Raw genomic sequence first — 25,932 nt, 5'->3', positions numbered from 1 at the left:
CGAGTGATCTTTAATTGCCACTACGGTCAAGTTCGCGGGTGGATATCTGACAAAAGCTGATTATGCTTCAGAAAACCTTGCAGCGATGCGAGGTGGTCAGACTGTGCAAGTTTCACGCGGGAGCAATGGCGGCATTTGTCACAAGGCCAGAGTGCGATAAGCAGTAACGGGGGACTCCGGCCTACAACAATAAGCACAACGGAGAACACCCATGGCCACAACCTACACAACGTCCACCGGCAGTCCACCGCGCAGCGGCGGCATCACCAAGGAGGAGCGCAAGGTCATCTTCGCCTCGTCCCTCGGTACGGTTTTCGAGTGGTACGACTTTTACCTCTACGGCTCGCTGGCGGCGATCATCGCCAAACACTTCTTTGCCGGCGTCAACGAAACCACTGCGTTCATCTTTGCCCTGCTCGCCTTTGCGGCAGGGTTTGCCGTGCGGCCGTTCGGTGCAATTGTGTTTGGCCGGCTCGGCGACATGATCGGGCGCAAACACACGTTCCTGATCACCATCGTGATCATGGGGATCTCGACCGCTATCGTCGGCTTGCTGCCCGGTTACGCGACCATTGGCGTCGCCGCGCCGATCATCCTGATCACCCTGCGCTTGCTGCAAGGCCTGGCGCTGGGCGGCGAGTATGGCGGCGCCGCGACTTACGTGGCCGAACACGCGCCACGCAACAAGCGCGGCTTCTTCACCTCGTGGATTCAAACAACCGCAACGCTGGGCCTGTTTTTGTCGTTGCTGGTGATTCTCGCCTGCCGCACCGCGCTGGGCACCGAAGCGTTCGAAGCCTGGGGCTGGCGCATTCCGTTCCTGCTGTCGATTCTGCTGCTGATCATCTCGGTGTACATCCGCCTGCAACTGAGCGAGTCGCCGGTGTTCCAGAAAATGAAGGCCGAAGGCAAGGCATCGAAAGCGCCGCTGACCGAATCCTTCGCCCGTTGGAACAACCTGAAAGTGGTGATCATGTCGCTGCTCGGCGGCACGGCCGGCCAGGCCGTGGTCTGGTACACCGGGCAGTTCTATGCGCTGTTCTTCCTGTTGCAGACCCTGAAGATCGACCCACAGACCGCCAACCTGCTGATCGCCGGTTCACTGCTGATCGGCACGCCATTCTTCGTGATTTTCGGTAGCCTCTCCGACCGCATCGGGCGCAAGCCGATCATCATGGCCGGCTGCATTCTGGCGGCGCTGACCTACTTCCCGATCTTCCATGCGCTGACCCAGTACGGAAATCCCGACGTGTTCATCGCCCAGGAGAAGAACCCGGTCAAAGTGATCGCCAATCCCGATCAGTGTTCGTTCCAGTTCGACCCGGTGGGCAAGGCCCGATTCACCAGTTCCTGTGACCTGGCCAAGACCCTGCTGGCGAAACGGGCGATCCCGTATGAGAACGTGATTGCCGAACCCGGCACCATCGCGCAAGTGCGCATTGGCGACAAAGTGGTCGAGAGTTTCGAAGGCAGTGCGCTGCCCGCTGCCGACTTCAAGACGCGCAACGATGCCTTCACCGCGACCCTCGGCACCGCACTCAAGGACGCCGGTTACCCGGAGAAAGCCGACCCGGCAAAAACCAACGAGCCAATGGTGCTGCTCCTGCTGACCGTGCTGGTGATCTACGTGACCATGGTCTATGGCCCGATCGCCGCGTGGCTGGTGGAACTGTTCCCGACGCGCATCCGCTACACCTCGATGTCGCTGCCCTATCACATTGGTAACGGCTGGTTTGGTGGCTTCCTCCCGACAGTGGCGTTCGCCATGGTCGCCGCCACCGGCGATATCTATTACGGCTTGTGGTACCCGATCGTGATTGCCGTGATGACCGCGGTACTCGGCATATTCTTCCTGCCGGAAACCAAGGATCGCGACATTCTCAAGGATTGATCTGCCTGCGCGCAGAAGTTGCCGCTGGCTGCGATCTTTGAGCTTGCTTTAAAAAGCAAAAGCAAAGATCGCAGCCTTCCGCAGTTCCTTCAGGGGAGCGATGACCATTCGTCGCCACCTGTCAGACCTGACAGTAGGCAATGCCTTGCTCCTGATGTGTGATGAGCGTCCCAAGGCTCATTGCCCACCAGGAGCACGTGATGAACGTCGACATCCAGTCTTCCACGCTAAACGAACTGTTTGTGTTGTACCCAGTCATTGTTCAGGGCTGGGTGACACCGGTGAAACCCGACGGCATCGCTCACGGCGGGATTCCCAAAGCGCTTTACGACGGCCAGCCCCAAGGCCTGGAATGTCTGGTTGACCCATGGATAGAGCCTCAACTGCGCAACTTGACCATGGCCGCCGACGACCGTGTGGACCTGTACGTCAACGACAATCCGACCCCGGTGGCCGGCAAGACCGTTTTGCCCGGAGAAGAGCAACAACGCATCCGCCTGTACCTGCCGCACGGAAACTTGAACCAGGGTGTGAACCGCCTGTACTACGTGGTCACCCGTGTGGGTGGCAATGCTGACACTTCGCGCGATCTGTTTGTGCTGTATCACCTGCGGATTGCCGAGGGGTTGGATCTGGTCATTCCGACCGATGTGCTCAGGGACGGGGTCAGCGCCGATCGAGCGGCACAAGGTGTAGAGTTTGGATTCAGCTATAACAACCGCCGTAATTTCGACCGAATCGAATTTCTGCTGGGCGATACGACGATCAGGTTCGACGTCCCGGAAGGCTCCGCCCCGATCACTCACACTTTGTTCACCGACGACTTTCAGAAAGCCGGCGACAACCCGAGCGCGGTGGCCGAGTTTTACGTGATCGATCAACTGGGCAACCGCAGTAAATCCCCGGAGAAACGGCTGGATATCCATCTCGGGGCTGTGACACATCCTGTTCCCAGGCTTACCAGCGTGATGGATGCCACTGACATAGAAATTCCCCAGGCAGGGCAGACGTTCAGCACGGCGTTGACCTTGAAGGGCACTGCCAGTAAAGACCAACAGGTGGAAATTTTTGACGGCAGTGGATCGAGTGCCGTTTCCAAAGGGAAGGCAAACGCCAATGCAATAACGGGGGAATGGGTGCTTCCGATCACCGTGCCAGAAGGAGCACGGCGCTTGTATGCCAAAGCGCTTTATCCGGTTAGTCCGGTTTATTCCAATGTACGTACGTTGACAGTAATAGCTTTGCTTGTACCGACCATTACCAAAGCAACAGGCTCACCCAGCGGTAATGAAATCGTCAAAGACGGCTTCACTCCGGAAACCAGCATAGTGCTCGAGGGTAGGGCCAGTCAGAACCAACGCGTTCAACTGTTCAATGGGGCAAGTCCCATCGGCCCGGAAGTTCCTGTGGAAACTAATGGTTCATGGTCTCGGCTGCTGAGCGGACTAGACATGACCAGGCATGTGTTCAGCGCTCAGGCGCTGTATGGCGATCGGATAAAATCCGATCCGTTTGCGCTGACCGTGGTTGAACGGCTGGTCGTTGAACCGTCGGAGATGAAACTTGATGGTGTCAAATGGGTTCAGAACTATGGTTGGCCAACACGCGACGTTCCCGGCAATACAGCAACGCGAACCGTGCAGGGAGGCGCTCGTCCGTACAATTACCAATCGCTGGATACCACTACCGCCACGGTCGATAGCAACGGCAAAGTGACGGGGCTCAAAAATGGCCGGACGCAAATACGTGTAACCGACGGGACCCTGCAGGCGGTCACTTACGATGTGCACGTTTCAAACGTTTCGCGCGTGGAATATGCAAACTTTACAGGCGCAGTGAGAGACGGCATCCAGTGGATTACCAGTGTCGGCGGATCCGTCCAGTTCAACACAACGACGTACTTTGCCAATTTGCTTGCCAATTTCAACGGGCCTATACCTGTCCGTCCGGTTATTGGATTGGCCAACGAAACTCAAGCATGGGAATTGCTCTACGTTTTTAATGAATATGTCACCTATCCCGTAGACTTGGATTTTCAAAATCCCAACTTCATTGCAATGGCCATTATCCCGACCTGAATGGTTGACGATGAATCGGGGACTGGCTGCAATGATTGAATTGACGCCGGCGTAGAAATTTCCAACGCCTGCGGTGAACGCGACCTCCAGTGTTTACTCATAACCGCATCACAGCGCCGGACGCTGTTGGGGATTGCGCAACTGATCATGCTGAGTGAGCTGGCGGTGAACCGGGCGCTGGATAATCTGCAGTTGCCTCAATAGCAGGGATCTGTGACAAGGACTGAGCAAGGCGCTGTGGCCGCTGACGCCATCGCGGGCAAGCCCGCGATGGCGGCCTCACAGCCAGCACAAGTCTTAATGCATAAAAAACCGCCGCCCCGTTCAACCGGGACGGCGGTTTTCTTATTTCATCGCAGCACACTCAGTAATCGCGCCGTAAATCCGGCGGAATCGGCAAACCTTCCCGCTGCTTAATACAAAACATCGCAGCCCTCACCGGCTTTTGCATAAATAAGGGAGCCGCCAAAGGCAGCGATCTTGTGCTTTTCAAGCGCCACCCCACCTGCCACTCGTCGCCACCTGTCAGATCTGACAGGTGCGCTTTACCCCACAACGCGCTCTGATAACTCCTGCCAATCTCATCCCCGCAGGAGCCTCATTCATGACCACCTCAACCCCACCGGACAACACCGTCCTCGTCCTGAAGCCGCCAATCGTCAACGGCCAGACCACGCCCGTGGTAGATGCGCACATCGGTATGTCCCTGTTGGCCTATGACCTGATCAACGACGGTAAAGGCGCGGTTGTCCTCATCGACCCTCCGTTGAAAGGCACCATGGACCCCGGGGATGTCATGGAGCTTTGGCTTGAGGGAGAGGCGGCCGCACTGGACAGCAAAACCATTGAGTATCCGGATGTGCGCACCACGTTGCGTATTCCCAAGGGCCGACTGCACCCGGACAAGGTCAACGAGCTGTACTACACCGTCACGCGCGCCAGTAACAATCAAGACAGATCCACACCCTCGCTGGAAATACTCTATAACCGCATCCGTCCGGGTCTGAAGGATCGGTACGACGCCCCCGGCGGCCATTCCGAACTCGAGTTGCTGCTGCCGGATGTCATCAGAAATGGCGTCGATCCCGATTTCGTCAACGCGCAGGTCAGCGTTTCATACCCGTACTGCAGGGCCTACGACAGCATTACCCTCAAATGCAACGGCGAGCAAATGACCGTCAAGGTGAAGCCGACCGAGGCTCCACCACCCCCTAACCCAGGCTCGGAAGTCCCGATCAGCATTCACTTCACTGTGGATCGCGCATTTCTCGACAGAGCCAAACGGCTGGACCAGAAACTGCATTTTTCCTACACCGTCACCGACCAGATCGGCAACGGTCCGGACACCGATGCGCCGTGGTCGCCGGTGCAGACCGTGGATGAGGATCTGGATGGTACGCGCCTGCCAATGCCGATTCTGCTGGAACGCAAAGAAGACTATCCCGGTGATGACGCGAGCATCATCGACCTGGAGAAACTGGCGGGCAACCCCCTGCTGTTGGTCATCGTCACGGCGGACAGCCGCTTTGTTGTAGGTTATGACGTCAACGCGACCTACACCGCGACACTGCCCGGACAAGCCGATGTCGTGGTCGCCGTCAGCGGCAAAGTCGAAGCGGATCCTTTCGGAACGAAAGTAACCTGCGTTCTTGAAGTGCCCAACGATAAGGTCGTGCCTGGCAGCACCGTGACGGCGACCTACCAGTTGCGCAGGCCCAACGGTGATCTGGTGGGCAGCTCCAACACGGCGAAAGCAACGGTGACCGGCACCAACCCGATAGAACTGCTGCCGCCATTTCTGGTGGCACCGGCGGTCAGCCCGATTGATGTGCGGGCCTATCCGCAGGGCGTGACCATTCGTGTCGAGTATCTGCAAGCTCTTCCTGGCGACAGAGCCCGTCTTGTCGAACTCAACCCGCCGCCGGGCGCACCACAGTTTCCCTTGGTGGACTTCAACTCGAACAAACGCACCAATACCAAATTGACCCAAGAGTTTCTGGCGGCCCGTCAAGGTAAGGCGCTGGATCTGCGCTGGAACCTGAATCGCAACAATCAACAGGCTGGCCGCTCAACAGAGCTGAACTTAACGATATTGAAACTTCCTGCGGTCCTGTTTTTTATCAACGCCCCTTACCTCATCGCCCCTGCGGGTCGATTGAAAGAAGTCGTTATTCGCGTTGGCTCCGAGGCTCAACCGATTGCTGATGCAAAAGTGACGCTGACCCTTCCTGATGGCTTCAGATACGCCGATGGCGGCTCGGGTGATCGGGAATTCATTAGCGATGCTTTGGGTTTGATCACCGTTAATGACATTAAAGGTTCGAGCCGTCCGGGCGAAGTCGCCCTGATTGCGACCCATGCAGGTCGAACAGAGAGCGCTAAGGTTGTTGTCAAGGCTCATGGGCCGGTTGGCAGGATTGAGATGGAAGGGAAGCCAATCAAGGTAGTGTTTAGCCGTGATGGCACCAAGGCCTATGCTGCTTGCCAAGCACCGTTTTCCATTGTGGTGATTGATACCGCTTCAAATAAAGTGATCAACAGATACCTGTCCGAAATACGCCTACATAGCGTAGCTTTAAGCCATGACGACAAGTATCTGTATGTTCCTGTTGATGTCAAACAAGCCAATAACGTCTTTATTAGCAAGCTCTATATCATTGAGGCAGAGACAGGGAAATTCGTCGAAACACGTGATACCACGCAGGTAGTGCCACACATATTTTTCAACCCGGACGGGACAGAATTCTACATGTGCCACTCGACATATGGCATTTCACTAACTAATAAGAAAACAGGACATACCAAAATTTTACCCACTGTGCATAATCCAGAATCTGGAGTTTTCACTACTGATGGAAAACTTCTTTACGCCTGCATCAGTACTCCGGGATCTGTTGTAGCGGTCATTGATACCTCTACCCTCAAGGTGCTGCGTAATATTTCCGTCGTCAAAAATGTATTTAACTGCAAGCTCAGTCCTGATAACAATCGCCTCTACGTCGTGCAGAACACCCTAACGCCTAACCCAGGGGTAGCGGTTATCGACACCAGCAACGACAAGCTCATCAAGAACATACCAACAGCCCAATCTTCACATCTCGCATTAAGTTCAGATGGAGACTTTCTATATGTACCGTCCCAAGCAAGCCAATCGGTACTGGTGATTGACACCAAAAACTTCAGCACTCGCAATATCCGGGCACCGGGTAGTTTTCATGGACTTGCACTCACCCCAGACGACTCGCGCCTTTTTGTGTGTATTGCTGATAGCCGTGCGATAGATGTCTTTCAGATTGAAAATACAGCAGATAATTTAGAATGGAGCGAACCCGGTTTACAGCCATAACAGGCAATCCGGGAACAGAAAAACTTTTCACTGGAACAATCATCGCTCGGTAGTTAGTGCAAAATATCGCAGCCTTCGGCGACTCCTGCAAAAATCAGGAACTGCCGAAAGCTGCGAACTTTTGCTGTTGAGGACTTACCCGATTCGCACCGGTCCGGCAATAGTTAGCTGCACCCCGACCACTCGTCGCAAACTCCAACGCACCTGTCAGATCTGACAGGTGCGCTTTCCCCCGCAACGCGCTCTGATAACTCCTGCCCGCCCACCGTCCAGGAGCCGTAAACATGGCCACAGCCAAATCCAGCGACAACACCATATTGGCGCTATTCCCTCCCCACGCTCCAGACGCCACCACCCCGGTGGTCGGTGCTGTCTATGGTGTGCCCAAGCATGTCTACGACCTCAAGCCCATGGGCCTGACCATCGTCGTCGACCCTCCGCAATCTGGCACGCTGCAAGAAGGCGATGTCATTCGGCTGCGGCTCAACGGCGCCGATACCGAAGCCACAAAGACCGTCCTGGCTGGCGAAGAAAATTCACGTCACACCCTGTATCTGCCCAAGGGCCTGCTGCTGACCGATCGCGTCAATACCCTCGTTTACACCATCACCCGCATCAGCGAGAACAAAGGCACCTCCACGCCGGAGCTGACTCTGCTGTACAACACCATCCGCCCCGGCATCGAGGACCGCTCGCCCGGCGATAGCGCCCATTCGGAACTGCAACTGATCCTGCCCCAGGACGTGCTCGACGACGGCATCGACGCCGACCGCGCCAAACAGGGCGTGCAAGTGTGTTTCACCTACCCTTACTGCCGCGCCTACGACCAGATCCGATTGAACTGCAACGGTCAGGATGTCGCGCACACCGTGACCGCCGCCGAGGCCCCGCCCATTCCCTCGGCCGAACCGACCAGGGTCTGCGTCATGGTCGACGAAGCAGTGTTCCTGAGCGCCGGGGACAACCCGAAGTTCATCTTTTCCTACACCGTCACCGACCAGCTCGGCAACGGGCCGGACACCGATTCGCCCTATTCCGGCGCGGTGGAGGTCGATGTGAACCTGAAGGAAACCCGCCTGGTCGCCCCCGATCTGGCCGAGGATCCGGACGATCCGAGCGACGATCCGAGCACCATTGATCTGGACAAACTCGCCGGCAAGGATCTGACCGTATTGGTCCACACCTTTGCTCCGTTGTGGCAACCCAACGATAAAATCCGCGTGACCTATACCGCTAGCAGACCCAACGAAACGGTGGTGTCGCATACGTTGGAGGCAGAGGTCGGACGGATCCCGTTCACCTACAAACTGATGGTGCCCAACGCCAAAGTAATCGCCGGCAGTGTGGTGCGGGCGAAGTACGAATTGCTGAGAAATGGCAACGTCTTCGCCACTTCGAAAAATGCCGTGGCCGAAGTTACCGGCTCAGAGGCTATCGAGTTGTTGCCGCCAGTACTGCTGAAACCGGCGGTGAGCCCGATCGACGCGCTGGCCTATCCGCAAGGCGTGACCATCCGCGTCGAATATCTGGGCGCTCTGCCAGGCGACAAAGCGCGGCTGGTGGAGGTCAACCCACCGGCAGGCGCACCGCAGTTTCCATTGGTGCCGTTCAACAATAATAAACGCACAAACACGGTATTAAGTCTGGCGTTCCTGGCAGCCAGGCATGGCAAGGAAATTCGGTTGCGGTGGAACCTGAATCGCGATAACGCACAGAAAGGCAAGTCGCCTGATTTGAACCTGAGCGTGTCGAAAATTACCGAGGGCGATACACGTTTGCCGACGCCGGCCATTGATGGCAAGACCGGCAATGAACTCGACGTGGCGCTGTTACAGCCTACCGCCCAGCTCACCGTTGCGGCATGGCCGCACGTCCAGGGTGAGCGGCTGTGGTTGCAGTACGAAGGCAAGGACAATCAGGACCAGACAGTGACGTTCGACGACCTTCGCGGTGAAGTGGGCGTGGGTGCATCAGGCTTGAGCCGGGCGGTGCCGCTGGACTGGTTGAAAGACTTGAAAGATGGCAGCGAGTTGAAGGTGACGTTCAAGGTTAATTTTGACGGGGTGGCGAATGCGGCGACGGCGGTTGGGTTTCCTCGGCGCATTTACACCGTCAGCACCGTGGAGGATGTGAAACCGACAATCGACTCAATCAAAGGCTTACCGAGCAACATCGAAATCCCTGACAACGGCGACACAGTAGAAACTTCAGTGATTCTCATCGGTATAGCCGCAAGGGGCCAACAAGTTGATGTAGTGGATGGTGACGAATCTAAAGGTGAACCCTTCGCAAGTCCGACAGATGGAGAATGGAGGCTGACTGTTACAGATCTGGACCTGGGCAGTCACAGTTTTACTGCCAAAGCGCTGTACGGCTCTGGCGCATCGTCGTCGGCCAGAACACTTACAGTAGAGCCGCCATTCCCCGTCCTTGATCCCGGTGCTGACAAAACGCTGAACCTGATTACCTTCATCGTAGCCGAGGGACGCCCACCGCTGTACGCGCCGGCAGAGGCGATCTTCACGCAAGCGGCATCAGGTGGTATAGGTCCCTACAAATACATCTCGTCAAACCCTGTTGTAGCCAGTGTGACCGAGCTAACAGGAACGGTAACTTGCAGAACCAATGGCACCACAAGAATCAGCATCACTGACGCCAACGGTACACAAGCTTCTTACCTGCTGACGGTTGGGGGGATCAGAACCATATTGAGAAACGACTCGACTTGGCGGTCATGGCCGAACGCCCACAGTTACTGCATTTCAAGAGGTGGGCGCCTTGCCACTCTCGCTGAAATGAGAGCATTTTATAATCTCTACGCCAAAGAACGAGCCGACGTAGCGGCCCTGCTGGGATGGCCCTTGATTCACAATCATCCCAGCGCACTTTTCGGTGCGTGGCTTGCAGATGGCGGCGGCGGCTCACATTACTATTTCAATCTTACGGGAACCTTCGGAAATTCGGGTAACGCACCATGGGGTACTCATACGGATGGATATGAACGACCAGCGTTATGTTTGTATGGTTGATTAAACCTAAGACTCTTCGCTTATTGGCATTGTTTTAGGTAAAAAGGGGACAGACCACGTTTTCGGAATACTCTCTAAACGCTCATAGCAAAAATGCTAAACGTGGTCTGTCCCCATTTATTCTGATGACGACGATACTCGGCATAGTCTTCCTGCCGAAAGCCAAGGATCGCGACACTCTCAAGAATTGCACCCGATGCGTCGCCCTCCCCGTCAGCGGAGGGCGACGCGCAGGTTTCAACGCAGCAACCAGCGCGCCATCAGCCGAGCGCTCAACGGCAGCATCCAGTAGACCATGTTGAAAGAGATCAACCCGGCCACTACCACTTTGAACAGCCATGCTGGCCAGTGCAGGTTCGACATCTCCAGCAGCGCCGCCAATCCCCAGGGCATGCTCACCGACAGCGGCAAAACGATCAGCCATGACAATACCCAGTGCTTCCAGCGGGCCCCCGAATGGCTGCTCATCGTTGCTGTCGCCGGAGTACCGCGCGCTGATAGATGCGATCCCGCGCCAGCGTCATTGGATCGGCACTGAGACTGATGCCGTCAAGCAACCGTCCCGGACTGAATGCCAACCGCTGCTGGCCGACGAGTTGCGCATTGGCCGGCTCCAGTGAGTCAAGGCTGAAGACTCCCAACTCGACCTCCTGATGCTGACGCGACCACGAAACAGAACCGTCTTCGATCGCGTCCTGCGCTGACGCCAATTGCAATACCAGACGCAGCGTCAGCGATCCTTTGGCCAGTTGCTCTGCCATTTCCGACTGCAAGTAGTCCGCCGGCTTCGCCGCCGCCTCGGCGTCACTCAATAGCGGCTGCATGAGCAGTGGCTCGATACGGTAACGGCCGATTGTTTGAACGCCCTGATGATTACTGAATACCAGTGCGTTGACCCCGAAGTATTCGAGCCCCGCATAACTGCGCGGCGCCGGTTTCGGTGCATCGAGGAAAGCCCGCGCCCGTGGATGGCTCGCCAGATAGCGGTGCAGAGGCAGCGGATCGGGAGGTGTGGCGACATTAGCGGCAATGCCTTGCAGGAAGATCAGAAAATCTTCGGGCGTGGCCACCGGAAAGCCGTCGAACGAGTGCGTCACGATATCGGTGACCTCGCCGTCTGCCAGGGTAAAACGAACTGCCAGACCACGCGGGCTGGCCAGCGGATCACCGTCAGCGGTGGCGGGTACGCCACTGAAGTTGGAGAACCGCAGTACCACCGGCACCGTTTGGCCCTGAAAATGCGCAGCCCGGCTGAGGGTGCTGGCGCTCGGCGAAGCCCTGAATGTACCGTTCACCAACAGGCCTTTGGCATGGGTGGCACGAAACCCCGGATGACGGCCGAAGGTGGCATTGAGTGCATCGAGCAAAGCGTCGTACAACGGCTCTGGGGCCATCGCGTCGTTCCTTGTGTCGTTGGCAAACAAGGTTGAGGATGATGCCAGCGTCCCGGCCAGCACGGCGCCGATCAGCAAGCGTTGCAAGCACATGGCATTCATTCCTGACGCAGACCGGGATTGAGTGCGATGTGTTTGTACTCGATGAAATCATCCATGGCCGCCACACCGTTGAGCCTGCCCTGCCCCGATTGTTTGCAGCCACCCTCTTCGAATTCATCGAACACCATGGCCCAATCGTTGATCCAGACGGTACCGACCTCCAACTCGCGGGCAACGCGTAACGAGCGATCGACATCACGGGTCCAGACGCTGGCCGCCAGACCGAACTCGCTGTTATTGGCCAACTCGATTGCCTCGGCTTCGCTGTCGAATACCTGCAAGGTCAGCACCGGCCCGAAGGTCTCTTGCTGGACAATAGCCATGTTTGGATCACTGACACGCAAGAATGTCGGTCGATAAAACGCGCCTTTAGCCAGTGGCCCTTCCACGACCGGCCCACCGCGCACAATCACTTGCGCTCCGTCGACAATTGCCTGCTCGACCACTTGATTGACCCGTTGCACATTGGCTTTGTCGATCAACGGCCCCATTTCACTGGCCGGATTTGCTGCGGGCCCCACGCGCACGGTCTCAAGAACTGCCGCCAGACGATCAGTCAGTGCATTGGCAATATCGCGCTGCACCAGCAGTCGCGAACCGGTCATGCAGAACTGGCCGGCGAATACCGTCAAGGCTTTGAGCAGCACCGGAATTGCCGCATCGAGATCGGCATCGTTGAACACCAGCATTGGCGTTTTACCGCCCAGTTCCAGACCAAAACGCTTGAGGTATCGCGCCCCTGCCGCCGAGATCGCCCGGCCAGTGCCGGTACTGCCGGTAAAACTGATCACCGGTACTTTTGGCGACTCGACCAGATGGATAGACCCCGCCGCACCCGCTTCGCTGAAAAGATTGATCACGCCGCGCGGCAGTGACGGCACCTCGCTCATGATCCGTGCGACTGATGCATTAGTCTGGGCGGTCTGCCCCGGCATTTTGATCACCGTTGTACAACCGGCGGCCAACGCCGGTGCCAGCGAACGAATCATCAACACCACCGGTGAATTCCACGGCACGATGATGCCTGCCACACCGACAGCCTGGCGCAATACAAGGGAAATCCGCCCCGGTGTCGGCTCTGCTGCGCGTCCATACTCGGTACGTGCCAACGCCGCGTAATAACGCAATTTGGACGGCACCATGCGCACTTCAAATTCCGCTTGCGGACGGATCTTGCCGTTTTCCAGCGCCAGGATGTCAATCAACGCTTCGGCGTTACGTTCGAAGGCCTCCGCCAGTTCAAGCAGCACCGTGCCACGCAGGCCGCGATCGTCTTTCCACGAGGACTGCGCGAACGAACGCAAGGCAGCTTCAATGCCCCGTTGCGCTGTATCCGCGCCTCCCTCGGCATAACAACCAATCTGCTCATATGTCGCGGGGTCTATCGAGTCTTTGTAAATACCGGAATCGAGCCATTGGCCGTCGATCCAATTCAAAACGGGAGTGTTGTTCATAGCAGCATCGTCCTGACAATTAGGCGTAGAGCGCGGCGATTTTTTCCGCAAAGGCAATCACAGTGATGTTGGTGGCCACCGACGGCACATCGGGGAAGATCGACGCATCGACCACGCGCAGCCCGTGCAGGCCAATGACCCGTGCCTGCAAATCCACTACGGCATGCTGGTCACCGGGCCCGCCCATCGGAGCGGTTGAAGTTGGATGGTGATAGGTATCCAGGCTCGCCCGGACGCTGGCCAACAGCGCTTCGTCCGACGCAACTCCCGCTCCCGGATTGAGTTCGGTGTGAATCAGGGCGTTCAACGGTGCTGTGCCACCGATCCTGCGCGCCAGGCGAATGCCGTCGAGCAGGCGCTGACGGTCCTCGGGTTCGGCGAGAAAATTCAGATCAATGATCGGCGCTGCAAGCGGATCGCGACTGGCCAGAGTGAGCGTGCCCCGGGACCGTGGCCGCGTGAGCGCAACCGCCAGCACGAAGCCGATGTTGGTCGGGCTCTGATCGTGAGGAAACAGGTGCGTCGCGGTGATGTGCAGGTCCAGATCACCGGGCTCTGCGCTGTGGCTGTGGGACCAGAGTTTGGCTCCGATGGCCGGGGATTGACGGCCAATCAAACGGGGATTGGCCGCGTAGGCGTTGTAGTAAAACGGATGATCCTGCAGCTGTTTGCCGACTGGCAGCGTTGCCACCACGGGAATCTGCAATGCCCGCAGATCGGCATCCGGACCAACGCCGGAACGCAGCAGAATCGCCGCACTGCCATAGCTGCCCGCGCTAAGAATGACTTCACCGGCGAGCAGTTGCGTGCCGTCGCTCAATTGCACCCCGATCGCGCGTTGGCCGTCGAACAAGACCTTATCCACCAGGCTATCAGGGCGGATGTGTAAGTTGCCGCGAGTGCGCACCTCATCGTTGAGGTAGGCCATACCGGTGTTGATGCGCACGCCGTCGACGACGTTCATCGGGTACGGACCGACCCCGTAGGCATCGGCGCCATCAAAGTCGTCGATGACTTTATAGCCGTAGGAGAATGTCGCCTGAATAAATGCCCGCTGCATCGGCGTGACATCCAGATGGCTCAGTTGCTGCACCGGCAGCGGCCCGGTATGCCCGTGCAAAGCACTGTCACCACGGCTGTGGCTTTCCAGTTTCTTGAAAAACGGCAGCAGGTCTTCATAGCCCCATCCCGGCAGGTTCCAGCGGGCGAAATCACTGGGACGTGCGCGAATCGCCACAGCACCATTGATCGCAGAGCTGCCGCCCAACACTTTGCCGCGCACGGCGCCAATCGGATGCTTGATGTAGCCGACCCGGGTTTTGTAGCCCCACTCGAACTGAGGGTTGCCATTGGCGCCGACAATGTCGCTGTTGGCGACAATGTCTGGATAGTCGTTCACGGCAAAACTGTTGCCTGCTTCCAGCAGCACGACCTGGCGCTGGCTGTTCTCGCTCAGACGGCGCGCCAACACTGCACCAGCCGAGCCGCCACCGACGATCAGTACGTCGACGGTATCAAGGGTGTTCTTCATGCATTTCTTCCCTGTCAGACGCAGGAATGGCGTCTGTTGGGAACAAGCATATGGAAGGACTCACACGCTCATAAGCAGGCAAAAACCGAATCGGGGTTTCGTTAATTGCGAACGACTCACTGCCTTTGGCGGGCATGCTCGGCAAGCTGTTTTTCCCATGCTGGCGGGCTGCCGATCTGCTCACTGAGAAAGCTGATCAGCGCCTGCAGTTTCGGTGAGGCGCGCAGGGATTGGCGGTACACCGCCGAGATATTTCCGCCGCGCGGTGCATACGCTGGCAACACCTCTTGCAGTTCGCCTGCGACCATCGGCTGCGCTGCAAGAAACGTCGGCAGAATCGCCAGGCCCATGCCGGCCTTGGCCGCTTCCATCAGTTGATGAGCATTGTTGGTGCGCAGGCGACAGCGCACGCGAAATGACTCCAGCGTGTTGTTCACCGGCAGCGTCCACATGCCATGGGGCTCGCGATTGACATAGAGCATGGCGAAATGGCGGGACAGTTCCTGCGGCGTTTGCGGTGTACCGTGAGCAGCGAGATAGTCGGGGCTGGCGCAAATGACGTGGCGGTTGGCGGTGATGTTTTTCGCCACCAATGAAGAATCAGGCAGCTCGCCAATACGGATTGCGGCGTCGTAGCGCTCTTCGTGCAGATTGACATACCGATCGTCAAACTCGACATCCAGTTGCAGTTGCGGGTAACGCACCGCGAATGACGACAGGATCGGCGTCAGATAGCGAATGCTGAAAGCCATTGGTGCGGCCAGTCGCAGGTTGCCACGCAAGCTCGACTGGAAGGCTTGTACAGCGTCTTCGGCATTGTCGACTTCAGCCAGAATGCGCACGCAGTAGTGATAAAACACCTCGCCCGACTCAGTCAGGCGCGCCTGCCGTCCGCGTTCCAACAGAATACTGCCCAAGCGCTTTTCCAGGTTTTGCAGGCGTTGGCTGACCATAGATTTAGCCATCCCTAAACGGCGTGCGGCTTCGGAAATACTTCCGGTGTCGACCACCATGACGAAAGCATGCATCTCACAGAGTTTGTTCACGTTGTTAATCCAAAGAAATCGCACAGGCCTGCGCAACCGGTGCGCAGGTCTCGGGGGGCAGGCTGAAACAAAACGTTGTTTGAGAGTGTCAGCCAACTTCTCGGCCATCATGCTGACGGTCGGCTTGAGATTGATCAGCGGGGCTACGTCAGCCTGGACATTCAACGTCGGCAATCTAAAACCCCGCTGACCCGCCGCGCTAGTCGCAAAAAACGGACTGGTGTTTCCCATACAAGGGACGATCAGCCTTGTATAGTTAGCGCCTTCTGACTGAATGGATTTCGACCGTGCTGGATCTCAATGACCTTCAGTACTTCGTCATGGTGGTGGATCACGGCGGTTTCGCGCAGACCGCCCGCGCCTTGGGCATTCCCAAGTCCAATCTGAGTCGACGCATCGCCCAGCTCGAAGAGCGCCTCAGCGTGCGCCTGATCATCCGCAACACCCGCCACTTCACGGTCACGGAGCTGGGGCAAACCTATTACGAGCGTTGCCGTGCGATGCTCAAGGAAGCCGAAGCCGCAGAGGCCGCGATTGCCCTGACTCACACCGAACCGGGCGGCGTGTTGCGCGTCACCTGTCCAACCGTGCTGCTGGACGAGTGCGTAGGCGCGATCATCACGCGCTTCATGGCCATCCACCCGCGCATGGAGGTGCATCTGGAAGCGACTGATCGTCAGGTCGATGTGGTCGCCGAGGGTGTCGATCTGGCGTTACGGGTTCGCCCGCCGCCCCTACAGGACTCCGAGTTGGTCAGCCGCGTCATGTCCCAACGCCCACAGTGTCTGGTTGCGAGCCCCGGACTGCTGAGTCGTCTGGGCACACCGAGCGCACCAGAAGATCTGGCACGGTTCCCCAGTGTTCATCATGGCAGCCCGCAACGCGATTACAGCTGGACTCTGTTTCATCAGGACGGTTCGGAATTCACCCTCCAGCACCGCCCGAACCTGATTACCAAAGGCCTGCCGATGCTGCGCTGCGCGGCGATCGACAGCGTTGGCGTTGCGCAGATGCCAATGTCGTTGGTGCACGACTTCATCGAACGAGGGCAACTGGTCGTGGTGCTGCCTGACTGGGCGCCGAGAACTGAAATGATTCATGCGGTGTTTGCGACCCGGCACGGGATGCTGCCGTCTTCACGCTTGCTGGTCGATTTCATGCTGGAGCAATTCAGATTGCTCGATGATCCGCTGCGCGGTATGCGCAAGCCGCCATTGGTTTGACAACGGCCCCCCCTGGCGCGCTGCCTGGTATTCAAAACGGCCCCTGAGTGACCACACGGGTATCAATGATCTGCTGTAGAACCTGAATGCGCTGCTGGTAGATATCCGTCAGGCACTTCACATCAGCCGCGCATTGGCTGCGTTTTTTCAGCCAGGCGTGCTGCTGCCCGATCAACGCGTCACGCCCGCCCATGGGCAGAAAGCGTCGGTCGAGCTTGTAGAGCAGCGCCATGCTGACGTCCATATCGTTAAGCGCGCGATTGGCGCAGACCGCTTTTTCGTCGGCTGCACTGGCGCGCTCGCAGTCGAAACTGGCGGCGTGGCTGGCCTCGCCGATTATCAGAACAGACACACCGAGCAAAGCTGCAAAGAGGTTTTTCGGGGGCATGGCGTCAGGTATCCGGACAGTCGTTGATCGAGTCGATTCGAGCCATCGTTGTGGCGCAAAGTTTCTGCACACCGCTCATTCCAGTGCAACGCAAAAATATCGAACGCCCAGCGCAACGTCACCTCCAATGTTTACACCACTGGAGGTCTGCACCATGAATAGCGATGACAGCAAAACCCCGAACGCCACGCCCACCGATACGTCCGGCAAACCGGTGCACGTAGTCGAGCGTGATCTTGAAGATCACGATGATGACACTGAGGCCGTGGATGAAATCATCACCCCCTCGTCCACCCGCGTGAAAGAGCAGGACGCCGAGACGCTGCAAAACAAAATTGATGAAATCGAACGCAAAGTGGCCGACGGTAATTAGTCTTTTACGAAGGCGATCGCAAAGAGTCGGCGTTGGCTGTTTGCGATTGTTTTCGTCGAGGTTCTGCAATTGGCTTTAAGCACGAAGTTTTTATTTCAAACAGTTCCACGCCCTCTTAAACATCGCTAAACACTGCCATCACTTTCTTTTAAATCAAAGTGATAGATCAATAAGTCTGCGCACGATTTCGCCCCCTGCATTGTCCCTTCCGAGAGCGCCAATGACCGTTCGGCGCTTTTTCTGGCAGGCCGTCGAAATCGGATCTAGGGTTGCGTGGCTGGCGATATGCCAGCCAACAAAACGGACAGGTGTCCGTGACATTGCCGGTAAAGAAACAGGGATGGTTTTTTAAGGATTGCAGTCGCTTGTAAACGCTTTCGAGCGCCCAACTGATCCCTGTGTTTCGTTGTTTTCTATCAAGGAAAGAATGATGACCAACGTACAGGCGAATTTCTTCTGTTTGTCGTTATGGCAAACCCATTCAATCGCGCCACCCGCGAAACCCGACGGGTTCGGCTGACGCCGCTGGCGCCTGCATCGACGCTGCCGCGTCGCCCATGCGCGAACTGCCTCAAGCGTTAAACAGATCCGGACGGATCAGGCGGTGCCACGCCAGGTAGACCCTACCGGGTTTGCCGAGTTGCACGCTGCTGCCTGGCTGTCAGGAAAGGCGCCCCTTTGCCCAAAGGGGCTGTAGAGCCACACCTGCGAGGAAACCCGCGAAATGTCCCAATCCTCCCACGTCATCCCGCCGTATGGCGTCGCCATCCAGAGTTCGATTGATGGCGGCGATGTGCACCACATGAAGACTTTGTTGAAACAGCGCGACTCGACAAAGCCCGAAGCGCAAGACCTGAAGGACGCGTACGAAAAACTGGCCCGGGAAATTTCCCGTCTGGAAAAACGTTAAGGCCATTTCCCACATTGCAATGGAGGCAATCACCATGTCCGGTTCCACTCAGCAACATGTCGGCCTGTTCCCGGTGTGCTATCGCATTGGTACAAACGCGCCCGGTGCGCAAACGCTTTCGCTAAATCTGCTGGTTTCCACGCCACAACAAGAAGTCAGCGGCACGGCGGCGATCACTCAAGCCATTAACCCACCGCTCGACGTCCACGCGGACGTCTGGGGCGAATACACCTACATGACCGTGATGGCGCCCGGTGTCAGCAAAATTCTGATTACCGCGCAAGGCAATCACGGCGGCCCTGGGTCCAACTCGATCGTCACGTTCAAACTGCATTTGGTGGTCGGCACCGACTGGAAGGACGGCGTGGCCAATTATGCATACTTCGATGGCCAGCGCTGGCATGAGGTGAGCAACGCGCCTGTGCATCTGGTCGACTCGTTCTACCCGCCACTCGAACCCGGCCCGGTGATTCTCCCGCACCCGCCGATCATGCCGCTGTACGCCGCACCGATTCAGAGCGCCATCGCCAGCGGCGATCTGGCCCAGATGAAAAACCTGGCGAAGTTGGCCCAACAGCAACTCGATCAACAACCGCAACTGCAAAGCGCGCTGGAAAAGGCGAAGAGCGAAGTCAGCCGTCTGCAAAGTCGCTGAAACCGTTCATTGAATCCGCCATTCATTTAAGGGAGTAGCACCATGTCGATCGGACTTTTTCACACCCGCCTCAATGTCAGCAATTCAATGCTTGGCGCCCCGGTTCTGACCCTCGATCTGTTGGTCGATACCGTGCACAAAAAAGTCAGCGGGATTGCCAGTGTCTTTCAGGCCACCTGGCCCACCGTCAATTTTCGTGCGCGGGTCTGGGGCAGTTATTCCGAGGCCAAGCTGACGTCGAAAGTCGAAAACCACATCATCCTCACCCTCGACGGCAGCCCGAGCGGCCCGCTCAGCCAGATCGCCCAGACCTTCCACCTCAAAGGCATTCTGGCCGGCGACTGGGCCAGCGGTTTTGTCGATTATCGCTATGAAGAACAGGGCCAGTGGCACGAGATGAAACATGTCGCGGTGCACCAGGCGCCGACGGTCGAGCCGCAACCGGTACCGCATCCGTACCTGCCGTTGTATGCCGTGGCGGTGCAGCAGGCACAGGCCAGTGGTGATCTGGCGCAACTCAAGTCCGTGGTCCGGCAAGCCGAGCAGCAACTGGCCCACGAGGATGTCTTGCGTGGTGCACTTGAGCAACTGAACGCGGAAATCGCGCGCCTGGAAGCGCGCTAACTGTCAGGCCTGGGCGGGGTCAGCGATGATTCCGCCCGGGATTTGTGACAACCAAGGTCAATCCATTCGTGCCGCGCACAAGTACGTGCGTAAGGATTTCCCATGTCAGACGCCCGCCCTGCCCGCTACCTCAGCGACACCGATCTCAAGCGCTACGTGCCGGTGCACGTGGTCTGGGAAATTACCCTGGCCTGCGACCTCAAATGCCTGCACTGCGGCTCCCGCGCGGGGCATCGCCGACCTGACGAACTCAATACCCGCGAATGCCTGGAGGTGATCGACGCACTGGCCGAGCTGGGCACCCGCGAGATCACCCTGATCGGCGGCGAAGCCTATCTGCGCAAGGACTGGACGCAGTTGATCCGGGCAATTCACGACCACGGCATGTACTGCGCAATCCAGACCGGCGGGCGCAATCTCACCCCGGCGAAAATGCAGGCGGCGGTCGACGCCGGCCTCAATGGCGTGGGCATTTCCCTCGACGGCCTCGCGCCGTTGCACGATGCCGTGCGCAATGTGCCGGGCTCGTTCGACAAAGCCGTGGACACCCTGCGCCGGGCCAAAGCCCTGGGTCTGGCCGTGAGCGTCAACACCCAGATCGGCGCGGCCACCCTGCCCGATTTGCCCGAACTGATGGACACCATCATCGAACTCGGCGCGACCCATTGGCAGATCCAGATCACCGTCGCAATGGGCAATGCCGTCGACCATCCGGAACTGCTGTTACAGCCGTATCAGCTACTGGAGGTGATGCCATTGCTCGCGCGGCTGTATCGCGAAGGCGTGGATCGCGGCCTGTTGATGAACGTCGGCAACAACATCGGCTACTACGGCCCGTATGAACATATCTGGCGCGGTTTCGGTGACGAGCGCGTGCACTGGAGTGGTTGCGCAGCCGGGCAAACGGTGCTGGCGCTGGAGGCGGACGGCACAGTGAAAGGCTGTCCGTCGCTGGCCACGGTCGGCTTCTCCGGTGGCAACGTGCGCAATATGAGCCTGCATGACATCTGGCATTACAGCGAAGGCATGCACTTCGGGCGTCTGCGTTCGGTCGATGACATGTGGGGTTATTGCCGCAGTTGTTATTACAACGACGTCTGTCGCGGCGGCTGCACCTGGACGTCGCACTCGCTGTTGGGCAAACCCGGCAACAATCCCTACTGCCACTACCGCACGCTGGAGCTGGAAAAACGCGGATTGCGCGAACGCATCGTCAAGGTCGAGGACGCCGCTCAGCAGTCGTTTGCCGTCGGCCGTTTCGACCTGATCACCGAGCGCATCGACACCGGGGAAAAGGTCAGCAGCGTCAGCGACAGCGGTCAGGTGATCAAACTGGCGTGGATCAATCAAGGCCGGCAATCGCCGGAGGAAGGACGGATACCGGTGCAGCTCAGCCTGTGCCGCAGTTGCCTGCAATACATTTATCCGCAGGAGGTAACGTGCCCGCATTGCCAGGCGGATGTGGCGGCGGCGCAGGCGGTGTATCTGGCGGACCGCGCAAGGCAGCAGGCGATCATGAATACGTTGACGGGGTTGTTGGGCGCGCCGCCGAGTACGTTGGTTTGAGGGTTGGGATTTGTGGGTGCAGTTGGATTTACCCCCTCACCCCGGCCCTCTCCCCCAGAGGCCGAGGGGAAAGGGAGCCGATGTGTGGGTCTTTCAGACTTTGTGTTCACTCGGTCAGTCCCCTCTCCCTCTGGGAGAGGGGCCGGGTTTCTTCGCCAGGCTGGCATTGAACAACCGCGCCGGATCGTCCAGTGACGCACCTTTGGCGAAGGTCATCTTCACCGCGTTCTTGTAGGTCTCACCGGTACTGATATTGGCTGCCCTCTGTCTTGTTCATTGACGGATGCTCAACCGGACCGGAGAGAAGCGACTCTAGTCCGCGACTTTCCCCCACGCCAATGCAAGGCTCAGCGCACATTGCGGTACAACATCAACCGCGCACTTTCATGCAGCCCGCGCGTCAATTCCACCAGCCGCTGAAACTCTTGCGGGTGCTGCTCGGCGACGTTGTCCAGCGGCGTTGGCGAGTGCAGGTCATGCAGGGTCGGTGCGCTGCCATCGTGTTGCATTTGCAGCAGGTGATGCCGGGTCACGCCGCCAATCAACGGGAACGTGCCTTCGCGCAATACCAGCGGCACCACGCGCTCGCCTTCTGGCACCGCTTGTTGAATATCGCGGCCCATCGCACCGTTGCTGAACGGGATGCCGGCCATTCCCGCGACCGTCGGCAACAGATCCGTCAGCCCCACGGCTTCATCGACAACCCTGGGTTTGAGCAGCCCCGGCGCGTGAATCAGCATCGGCACATGGTTGCTCTCCAGCCCCAGCAGTTCGAACGCCGGCGGCATGTGCGGGATCTGGCTGATGCGGGTGTTGTGGTCGCCGAAGAACACAAAAATCGTGTTGTCGTAATAGCCGCCGGCCTTGGCCAGTTCCATCAACTTGCCGATATTGAAATCCAGCAGGCGCACGGCGTTGTATTGCTCGACACTGCGCGAACCGGCGGCCTGCACCTGTTCCAGTGAGAGCTGGCTGATCTGAAAGCCGTCATTGTCCTTGGGAATGGTGAACGGCCGATGATTGCCTGAGGTTTGCACGTAGGCGAAAAACGGCCGGTCCTTGGGCAGTTCACGCAGGATGCGGTCGCTTTCCTTGAACAGATCCAGATCGGAAATCCCCCACACGTCCACCAACGGCGACCGCCAGTCACGCTCCTGATAAAGCTTCACACCCTCGATGCTCTGCTGGATCAGCGCATTGATATTGGCCCACCCGGCATTGCCGCCAATCATGTACAGCTTCTGATAGTCGGTGAACGCGTTGATCAGGGTATGCTGGCGGGTGATCAACGGGTGGCGTGTCGCGGTGGCCTGGCGGGTGACGTCCGGCACCCCGGTGATGCTGGCCCAGACGGTTTTTGCCGTGCCGGTGACCGGCACGTAAAAGTGCCGGAAAAACCAGCTTTGGCTCGCCAGCCGATCGAGATTCGGCGTCGGATTCAGCGGGTTGCCATAGGCGCCCACCGCGCTGGTGCCCAGGGATTCGAGCATGACGAACATCACGTTCGGCGTCCGGGCAACGCGATATGGCTGCACAGCTTGCTGGCGATCAAAGTTCAACGTCTGCACATCCGGCCGATCCACGCCCAGATAACGTGCCACCGCCGGGTAATGCGCACGCACTTGCGCTTCATCGAACTGCGCCTGCCCGGCCTTGAGCGTGTCATACAGAAACAGCACCGGGTTCAGGCCCAGCGCGGCAATCTGGCCATTGCCGGAGAAAAACGCATCGCTCCAGCGCAACGGCACCGGGTTTTCCAGGTTGAGGTTTTCGACGCGGCCAAGCAGCGCCAGCAACACCACGACCAGCCCCAACCCACCGCCCAAGACCAGCGAAGTGCGGCGGATCGTCCGAGGTTTCTGCGCCAGCGTCGCCCGCTCCAGGCGCAGGAATCCGTAGAACCACAGCCCCGACACCGCCAGCCAGCCCAGGGCAATCCACAGCACCGGGTAGGTTTCCCAGACCATTTGCTGCGAGATCTGCGCGTCCTCCAGGTAGCGCAAGACCGTGGCGTTGATCCGCACCCCGAGGTAGGCGTAATGGCCAAAGTCGATGATGTACACCAGCCCGACAACGCCCAGCACCAACAGCCAATAGCCCCTTGCCACGCGGCGCAGTAACGCAACGCGCGTCAGGTTCCAGCGCGGCAGCCAGGCCAGCAGCGCCAGCGGCAACATCAGCAGCACGGCCAGACGCAGGTCGAAGCGCAAGCCGATGCCAAGGGTTTCCCGCAGTTGGGGGTTGTCGACAAACTCGCTGATGTCGATTCCGGAGAATCCCAGCACAAACACCAGCCGCAGCAAAGCCAGCAGTAAAAACACCAAACCTGCCGCACCCACGCCATAGCGCAGACGCCGCGATTGCATCCAGCCCATCATTGACCTCAGTGTCCTGATTCAGATTGAAGATGTCGGTACAGCGGGTAGCGGGCGCAGCAGACGCCACACTTCTCGCACGCACAGCGCGGCGCCGGCCACCAGGCAATAACCCGCCAGCAGCGGATCGATCAGGTAATCCCAATAGTTTTCCGAGGCCTTGAGCCGCAGGGCGAAAGCCAGCGTGCCGAGTGCCAGCATCGCCACGCCGAGGGTGTTGCGCAGCCACAACAGCGCCAGCGCCGTCAGACCGACCAACACAATCATTGGCCGTGGATTGAAGCCCCAGCGATAAGGGTCGACATAGGTCAGCCCCAGAGTTGCCGGGTAAAGCACCGCCGCCAACCCGGCAAACAGCACCAGCACTTGCACACGCCTGACTGTCGGCAACGGCTGAACCACGCCCAGGCGCTGCAGGCTGACCCAAGCGAGCAACACCAGCGTGGTGATTGCCAGGTCATCGGTGTAACTGCGCACATACGCCGCCAGCGGCAGATCATTGACCGGGATAAAACCGAGCGCCGCCAACACCGGCAACAGCCACGGGCGCCAGCGTCGGGTCAACGCCAATGCGCTCAGCAGCACAAAACCGAGCAGGATAAAACTCAAATGGGCTTGCCACAGAAACAGCATCACAGGCGCTCCGCCAGCCAGGCATCGTTGAAGCTGACATGTTTGATAAAGGTGTTATTCCACGAGTACACCAGGTGATAGAGGCCGTCCGAGCCACGGCTGAAGTACGGATACTCGTACTCGAAGTCACAGCCTTGCGGCTTGCACACGCGGTAATCGAGATTGCTCAGAAAGCGTTGCTCCAGCGGCAGGCGCCGCGCACCGCTGGAGGCGCGAAAGCCTTCGCCGATGATCGCTTTGTAGGCTTCGGGGGCGAACGGCTGGCCGAGCGGATCGGGCGACTGATCGAGTTCGATGACGCTGCGCCAGTCATTGAGATTGGCATCGGTGCCGTACAGGCTGAGCTTGAAACGCCCGTCCCGCAGGTCATTGAGCGCCACCAGCAAACCGTCGTCAGCCGTGCCCACCGCCGCCAGCGAAGAGTTGGGGTTGGCCGGTTCCAGCGGATAGGGTTCGCTCCAGGTCTGCCCGGCGTCGTCGGTGCGGCTGGCGAGCACGCGGTGGTGGGTGTCGCCGGCATAACGCAACATGGCCACGGCGCGGTGTCCGTCCAGCGGCACAATGGTCGGCTGCAACGAATGCTTGCCACGGCTGATGCGGAATTTGTCGATCACCGCGCCGTCCGCACTCAGGTACAGGTACTCGGCGAACTTGCCCATGAGCTCGTGATACACCGGCAAGCCGATCGAACCGTCGGCATGGAACACCGGCGCGGCGCGCACCAGCGTGCTGATGTTGAAAAACGGCGAGGTCACTAATTGACGTGGCGTCGACCAGTTGCGCCCGAAGTCATCGGAGACCATCACATTGATCGCGCTGGTGGCCCAGCCACCCACGGACACCGACACGTAAAACATCCACAGCCGTTGGTCCGGTGCCAGCGCGATCACCGGATTACCAAGCTTGCGGATATAGCGCCGGGTGCCGTCGCGGGTCGATTCACGGGTGGCCAGCACGTGTTCGGCGCCCCACTCCGCGGTTTTGGCGTCGTATCGCGCAGTGCGGATCTGCACATCGGCAGCGCCTTCGCGCGAGCCGGCGAACCACACCGCCATCAGGTCACCACCGGGCAGCGCGGTGACCGAAGACGAGTGCACGAAGTCGTCGAGTTCCGAGGACACGAAGCGGCTGCTGTACATCGGTTCGGGGGCTTGCAGCCCGGCGTCAACCGGCGGTGTCGCCAGCGCGAACGGTGCCAGCACATGGCTCGGATGACTGCGCCACGCAGCCAGAAAAATCAGGCCCACGGCCAGGCTGCCGAGTATGAATGTCAAGCGAAAGGACAACGCACGCATAGTGGACTCGCGGCAAGGA

General features: G+C 58.5%; 19 protein-coding genes and 2 pseudogenes. 11 read left to right on the top strand and 10 right to left on the bottom strand.

Features of this window, described 5'->3' with window-relative positions; genetic code table 11:
* The first annotated feature begins 211 nt into the window (after positions 1 to 211).
* The 5 genes and pseudogenes from PseuLF5_RS01875 (at position 212) to PseuLF5_RS01860 (ending at position 10,344) form a co-directional block, all read left to right on the top strand.
* Positions 212 to 1,891, top strand: a complete 1,680-nt coding sequence (locus PseuLF5_RS01875) for an MFS transporter (RefSeq protein WP_186747940.1) — start codon at positions 212 to 214, stop codon at positions 1,889 to 1,891.
* A 200-nt stretch (positions 1,892 to 2,091) separates the two neighbouring features.
* Entirely contained in the window at positions 2,092 to 3,969 is a 1,878-nt protein-coding gene (locus PseuLF5_RS01870; protein ID WP_340132788.1) for an Ig-like domain-containing protein, read from the top strand.
* Between the two features lie 96 nt (positions 3,970 to 4,065).
* Positions 4,066 to 4,173, top strand: a pseudogene (locus PseuLF5_RS28100) (DUF6124 family protein); the annotation flags it as partial.
* Positions 4,174 to 4,573: 400 nt separating this feature from the next.
* Positions 4,574 to 7,315, top strand: a complete 2,742-nt coding sequence (locus tag PseuLF5_RS01865; protein WP_340132787.1) for a YncE family protein — start codon at positions 4,574 to 4,576, stop codon at positions 7,313 to 7,315.
* Positions 7,316 to 7,599: 284 nt separating this feature from the next.
* The gene (locus tag PseuLF5_RS01860) at positions 7,600 to 10,344 is read left to right on the top strand and encodes a hypothetical protein (protein WP_340132786.1); all 2,745 of its coding nucleotides are present in this window, start codon (positions 7,600 to 7,602) and stop codon (positions 10,342 to 10,344) included.
* A 237-nt stretch (positions 10,345 to 10,581) separates the two neighbouring features.
* On the opposite strand, the gene PseuLF5_RS01855 is transcribed toward PseuLF5_RS01860, so the two are convergent.
* From PseuLF5_RS01855 to PseuLF5_RS01835, 5 genes are all read right to left on the bottom strand, one after another.
* On the bottom strand, positions 10,582 to 10,812 hold the full coding sequence (locus tag PseuLF5_RS01855) for a hypothetical protein (protein WP_186748278.1): 231 nt from the start codon (positions 10,810 to 10,812) through the stop codon (positions 10,582 to 10,584).
* Positions 10,809 to 11,831 carry a catalase family peroxidase gene (locus tag PseuLF5_RS01850; protein ID WP_340132785.1) on the bottom strand — a complete coding sequence of 341 codons (1,023 nt, stop codon included), beginning with the start codon at positions 11,829 to 11,831 and terminating at the stop codon, positions 10,809 to 10,811. Before PseuLF5_RS01850 ends, PseuLF5_RS01855 begins: the two co-directional genes overlap by 4 nt.
* Before the next feature lie 5 nt (positions 11,832 to 11,836).
* Entirely contained in the window at positions 11,837 to 13,294 is a 1,458-nt protein-coding gene (locus tag PseuLF5_RS01845) for an aldehyde dehydrogenase family protein (RefSeq protein WP_340132784.1), read from the bottom strand.
* Between the two features lie 19 nt (positions 13,295 to 13,313).
* The gene (locus tag PseuLF5_RS01840; protein ID WP_340132783.1) at positions 13,314 to 14,825 is read right to left on the bottom strand and encodes a GMC family oxidoreductase; all 1,512 of its coding nucleotides are present in this window, start codon (positions 14,823 to 14,825) and stop codon (positions 13,314 to 13,316) included.
* A 116-nt stretch (positions 14,826 to 14,941) separates the two neighbouring features.
* Entirely contained in the window at positions 14,942 to 15,871 is a 930-nt protein-coding gene (locus PseuLF5_RS01835; RefSeq protein WP_186748275.1) for a LysR family transcriptional regulator, read from the bottom strand.
* A gap of 287 nt (positions 15,872 to 16,158) precedes the next feature.
* On the opposite strand from PseuLF5_RS01835, the gene PseuLF5_RS01830 reads away from it, so the two are divergent.
* Positions 16,159 to 17,094: a LysR substrate-binding domain-containing protein gene (locus PseuLF5_RS01830; protein WP_186748274.1), complete on the top strand. Its 936-nt coding sequence runs from the start codon at positions 16,159 to 16,161 to the stop codon at positions 17,092 to 17,094.
* 31 nt (positions 17,095 to 17,125) lie between these two features.
* Here PseuLF5_RS01830 and PseuLF5_RS01825 read toward each other — a convergent pair whose 3' ends face one another.
* The gene (locus PseuLF5_RS01825; RefSeq protein ID WP_128615463.1) at positions 17,126 to 17,446 is read right to left on the bottom strand and encodes a lysozyme inhibitor LprI family protein; all 321 of its coding nucleotides are present in this window, start codon (positions 17,444 to 17,446) and stop codon (positions 17,126 to 17,128) included.
* Between the two features lie 190 nt (positions 17,447 to 17,636).
* Between PseuLF5_RS01825 and PseuLF5_RS01820 the strand changes: the two genes are divergently transcribed.
* From PseuLF5_RS01820 to PseuLF5_RS01800, 5 genes are all read left to right on the top strand, one after another.
* Entirely contained in the window at positions 17,637 to 17,855 is a 219-nt protein-coding gene (locus PseuLF5_RS01820; protein ID WP_123464294.1) for a hypothetical protein, read from the top strand.
* A gap of 724 nt (positions 17,856 to 18,579) precedes the next feature.
* Positions 18,580 to 18,765, top strand: a complete 186-nt coding sequence (locus PseuLF5_RS01815; protein ID WP_128615464.1) for a DUF1843 domain-containing protein — start codon at positions 18,580 to 18,582, stop codon at positions 18,763 to 18,765.
* A gap of 34 nt (positions 18,766 to 18,799) precedes the next feature.
* Complete coding sequence (locus PseuLF5_RS01810; RefSeq protein ID WP_123464290.1) at positions 18,800 to 19,420, top strand: DUF1842 domain-containing protein; 621 nt, start codon at positions 18,800 to 18,802, stop codon at positions 19,418 to 19,420.
* Positions 19,421 to 19,462: 42 nt separating this feature from the next.
* A complete protein-coding gene (locus tag PseuLF5_RS01805) occupies positions 19,463 to 20,044 on the top strand; it encodes a DUF1842 domain-containing protein (protein WP_123464288.1) in 582 nt (193 codons plus the stop codon).
* 102 nt (positions 20,045 to 20,146) lie between these two features.
* Positions 20,147 to 21,610: a GDL motif peptide-associated radical SAM/SPASM maturase gene (locus tag PseuLF5_RS01800; protein ID WP_123464286.1), complete on the top strand. Its 1,464-nt coding sequence runs from the start codon at positions 20,147 to 20,149 to the stop codon at positions 21,608 to 21,610.
* A gap of 156 nt (positions 21,611 to 21,766) precedes the next feature.
* Here PseuLF5_RS01800 and PseuLF5_RS01795 read toward each other — a convergent pair.
* The 4 genes and pseudogenes from PseuLF5_RS01795 to PseuLF5_RS01780 all read right to left on the bottom strand — a co-directional run.
* A pseudogene (locus PseuLF5_RS01795) lies at positions 21,767 to 21,871 on the bottom strand (DUF1801 domain-containing protein); the annotation flags it as partial.
* An 86-nt stretch (positions 21,872 to 21,957) separates the two neighbouring features.
* Positions 21,958 to 23,985 carry an LTA synthase family protein gene (locus PseuLF5_RS01790; RefSeq protein WP_340133260.1) on the bottom strand — a complete coding sequence of 676 codons (2,028 nt, stop codon included), beginning with the start codon at positions 23,983 to 23,985 and terminating at the stop codon, positions 21,958 to 21,960.
* A 21-nt stretch (positions 23,986 to 24,006) separates the two neighbouring features.
* Positions 24,007 to 24,618 carry a hypothetical protein gene (locus tag PseuLF5_RS01785; RefSeq protein ID WP_340132782.1) on the bottom strand — a complete coding sequence of 204 codons (612 nt, stop codon included), beginning with the start codon at positions 24,616 to 24,618 and terminating at the stop codon, positions 24,007 to 24,009.
* Positions 24,618 to 25,913: a sialidase family protein gene (locus PseuLF5_RS01780; protein WP_123464281.1), complete on the bottom strand. Its 1,296-nt coding sequence runs from the start codon at positions 25,911 to 25,913 to the stop codon at positions 24,618 to 24,620. The genes PseuLF5_RS01785 and PseuLF5_RS01780 overlap by 1 nt, the downstream gene beginning before the upstream one ends.
* Between the last annotated feature and the right edge of the window lie 19 nt (positions 25,914 to 25,932).

Source organism: Pseudomonas sp. LF-5 (genome assembly GCF_037626295.1).
GTDB classification, from domain to species: domain Bacteria; phylum Pseudomonadota; class Gammaproteobacteria; order Pseudomonadales; family Pseudomonadaceae; genus Aquipseudomonas; species Aquipseudomonas monsensis.
Note: the sequence above shows the minus strand (reverse complement) of the source record. Positions and strands in the feature narration are given on the sequence as shown.

Bases quoted from the DNA above. Each gene is read 5' to 3' on its own strand.
- PseuLF5_RS01860 (WP_340132786.1), top strand. From the start codon at position 7,600: ATGGCCACAGCCAAATCCAGCGACAACACCATATTGGCGCTATTCCCT.
- PseuLF5_RS01845 (WP_340132784.1), bottom strand. From the start codon at position 13,294: ATGAACAACACTCCCGTTTTGAATTGGATCGACGGCCAATGGCTCGAT.
- PseuLF5_RS01805 (WP_123464288.1), top strand. From the start codon at position 19,463: ATGTCGATCGGACTTTTTCACACCCGCCTCAATGTCAGCAATTCAATG.
- PseuLF5_RS01850 (WP_340132785.1), bottom strand. From the start codon at position 11,831: ATGTGCTTGCAACGCTTGCTGATCGGCGCCGTGCTGGCCGGGACGCTG.
- PseuLF5_RS01810 (WP_123464290.1), top strand. From the start codon at position 18,800: ATGTCCGGTTCCACTCAGCAACATGTCGGCCTGTTCCCGGTGTGCTAT.
- PseuLF5_RS01865 (WP_340132787.1), top strand. From the start codon at position 4,574: ATGACCACCTCAACCCCACCGGACAACACCGTCCTCGTCCTGAAGCCG.
- PseuLF5_RS01780 (WP_123464281.1), bottom strand. From the start codon at position 25,913: ATGCGTGCGTTGTCCTTTCGCTTGACATTCATACTCGGCAGCCTGGCC.
- PseuLF5_RS01820 (WP_123464294.1), top strand. From the start codon at position 17,637: ATGAATAGCGATGACAGCAAAACCCCGAACGCCACGCCCACCGATACG.
- PseuLF5_RS01840 (WP_340132783.1), bottom strand. From the start codon at position 14,825: ATGAAGAACACCCTTGATACCGTCGACGTACTGATCGTCGGTGGCGGC.
- PseuLF5_RS01875 (WP_186747940.1), top strand. From the start codon at position 212: ATGGCCACAACCTACACAACGTCCACCGGCAGTCCACCGCGCAGCGGC.
- PseuLF5_RS01815 (WP_128615464.1), top strand. From the start codon at position 18,580: ATGTCCCAATCCTCCCACGTCATCCCGCCGTATGGCGTCGCCATCCAG.
- PseuLF5_RS01785 (WP_340132782.1), bottom strand. From the start codon at position 24,618: ATGCTGTTTCTGTGGCAAGCCCATTTGAGTTTTATCCTGCTCGGTTTT.
- PseuLF5_RS01790 (WP_340133260.1), bottom strand. From the start codon at position 23,985: ATGGGCTGGATGCAATCGCGGCGTCTGCGCTATGGCGTGGGTGCGGCA.
- PseuLF5_RS01800 (WP_123464286.1), top strand. From the start codon at position 20,147: ATGTCAGACGCCCGCCCTGCCCGCTACCTCAGCGACACCGATCTCAAG.
- PseuLF5_RS01870 (WP_340132788.1), top strand. From the start codon at position 2,092: ATGAACGTCGACATCCAGTCTTCCACGCTAAACGAACTGTTTGTGTTG.
- PseuLF5_RS01855 (WP_186748278.1), bottom strand. From the start codon at position 10,812: ATGAGCAGCCATTCGGGGGCCCGCTGGAAGCACTGGGTATTGTCATGG.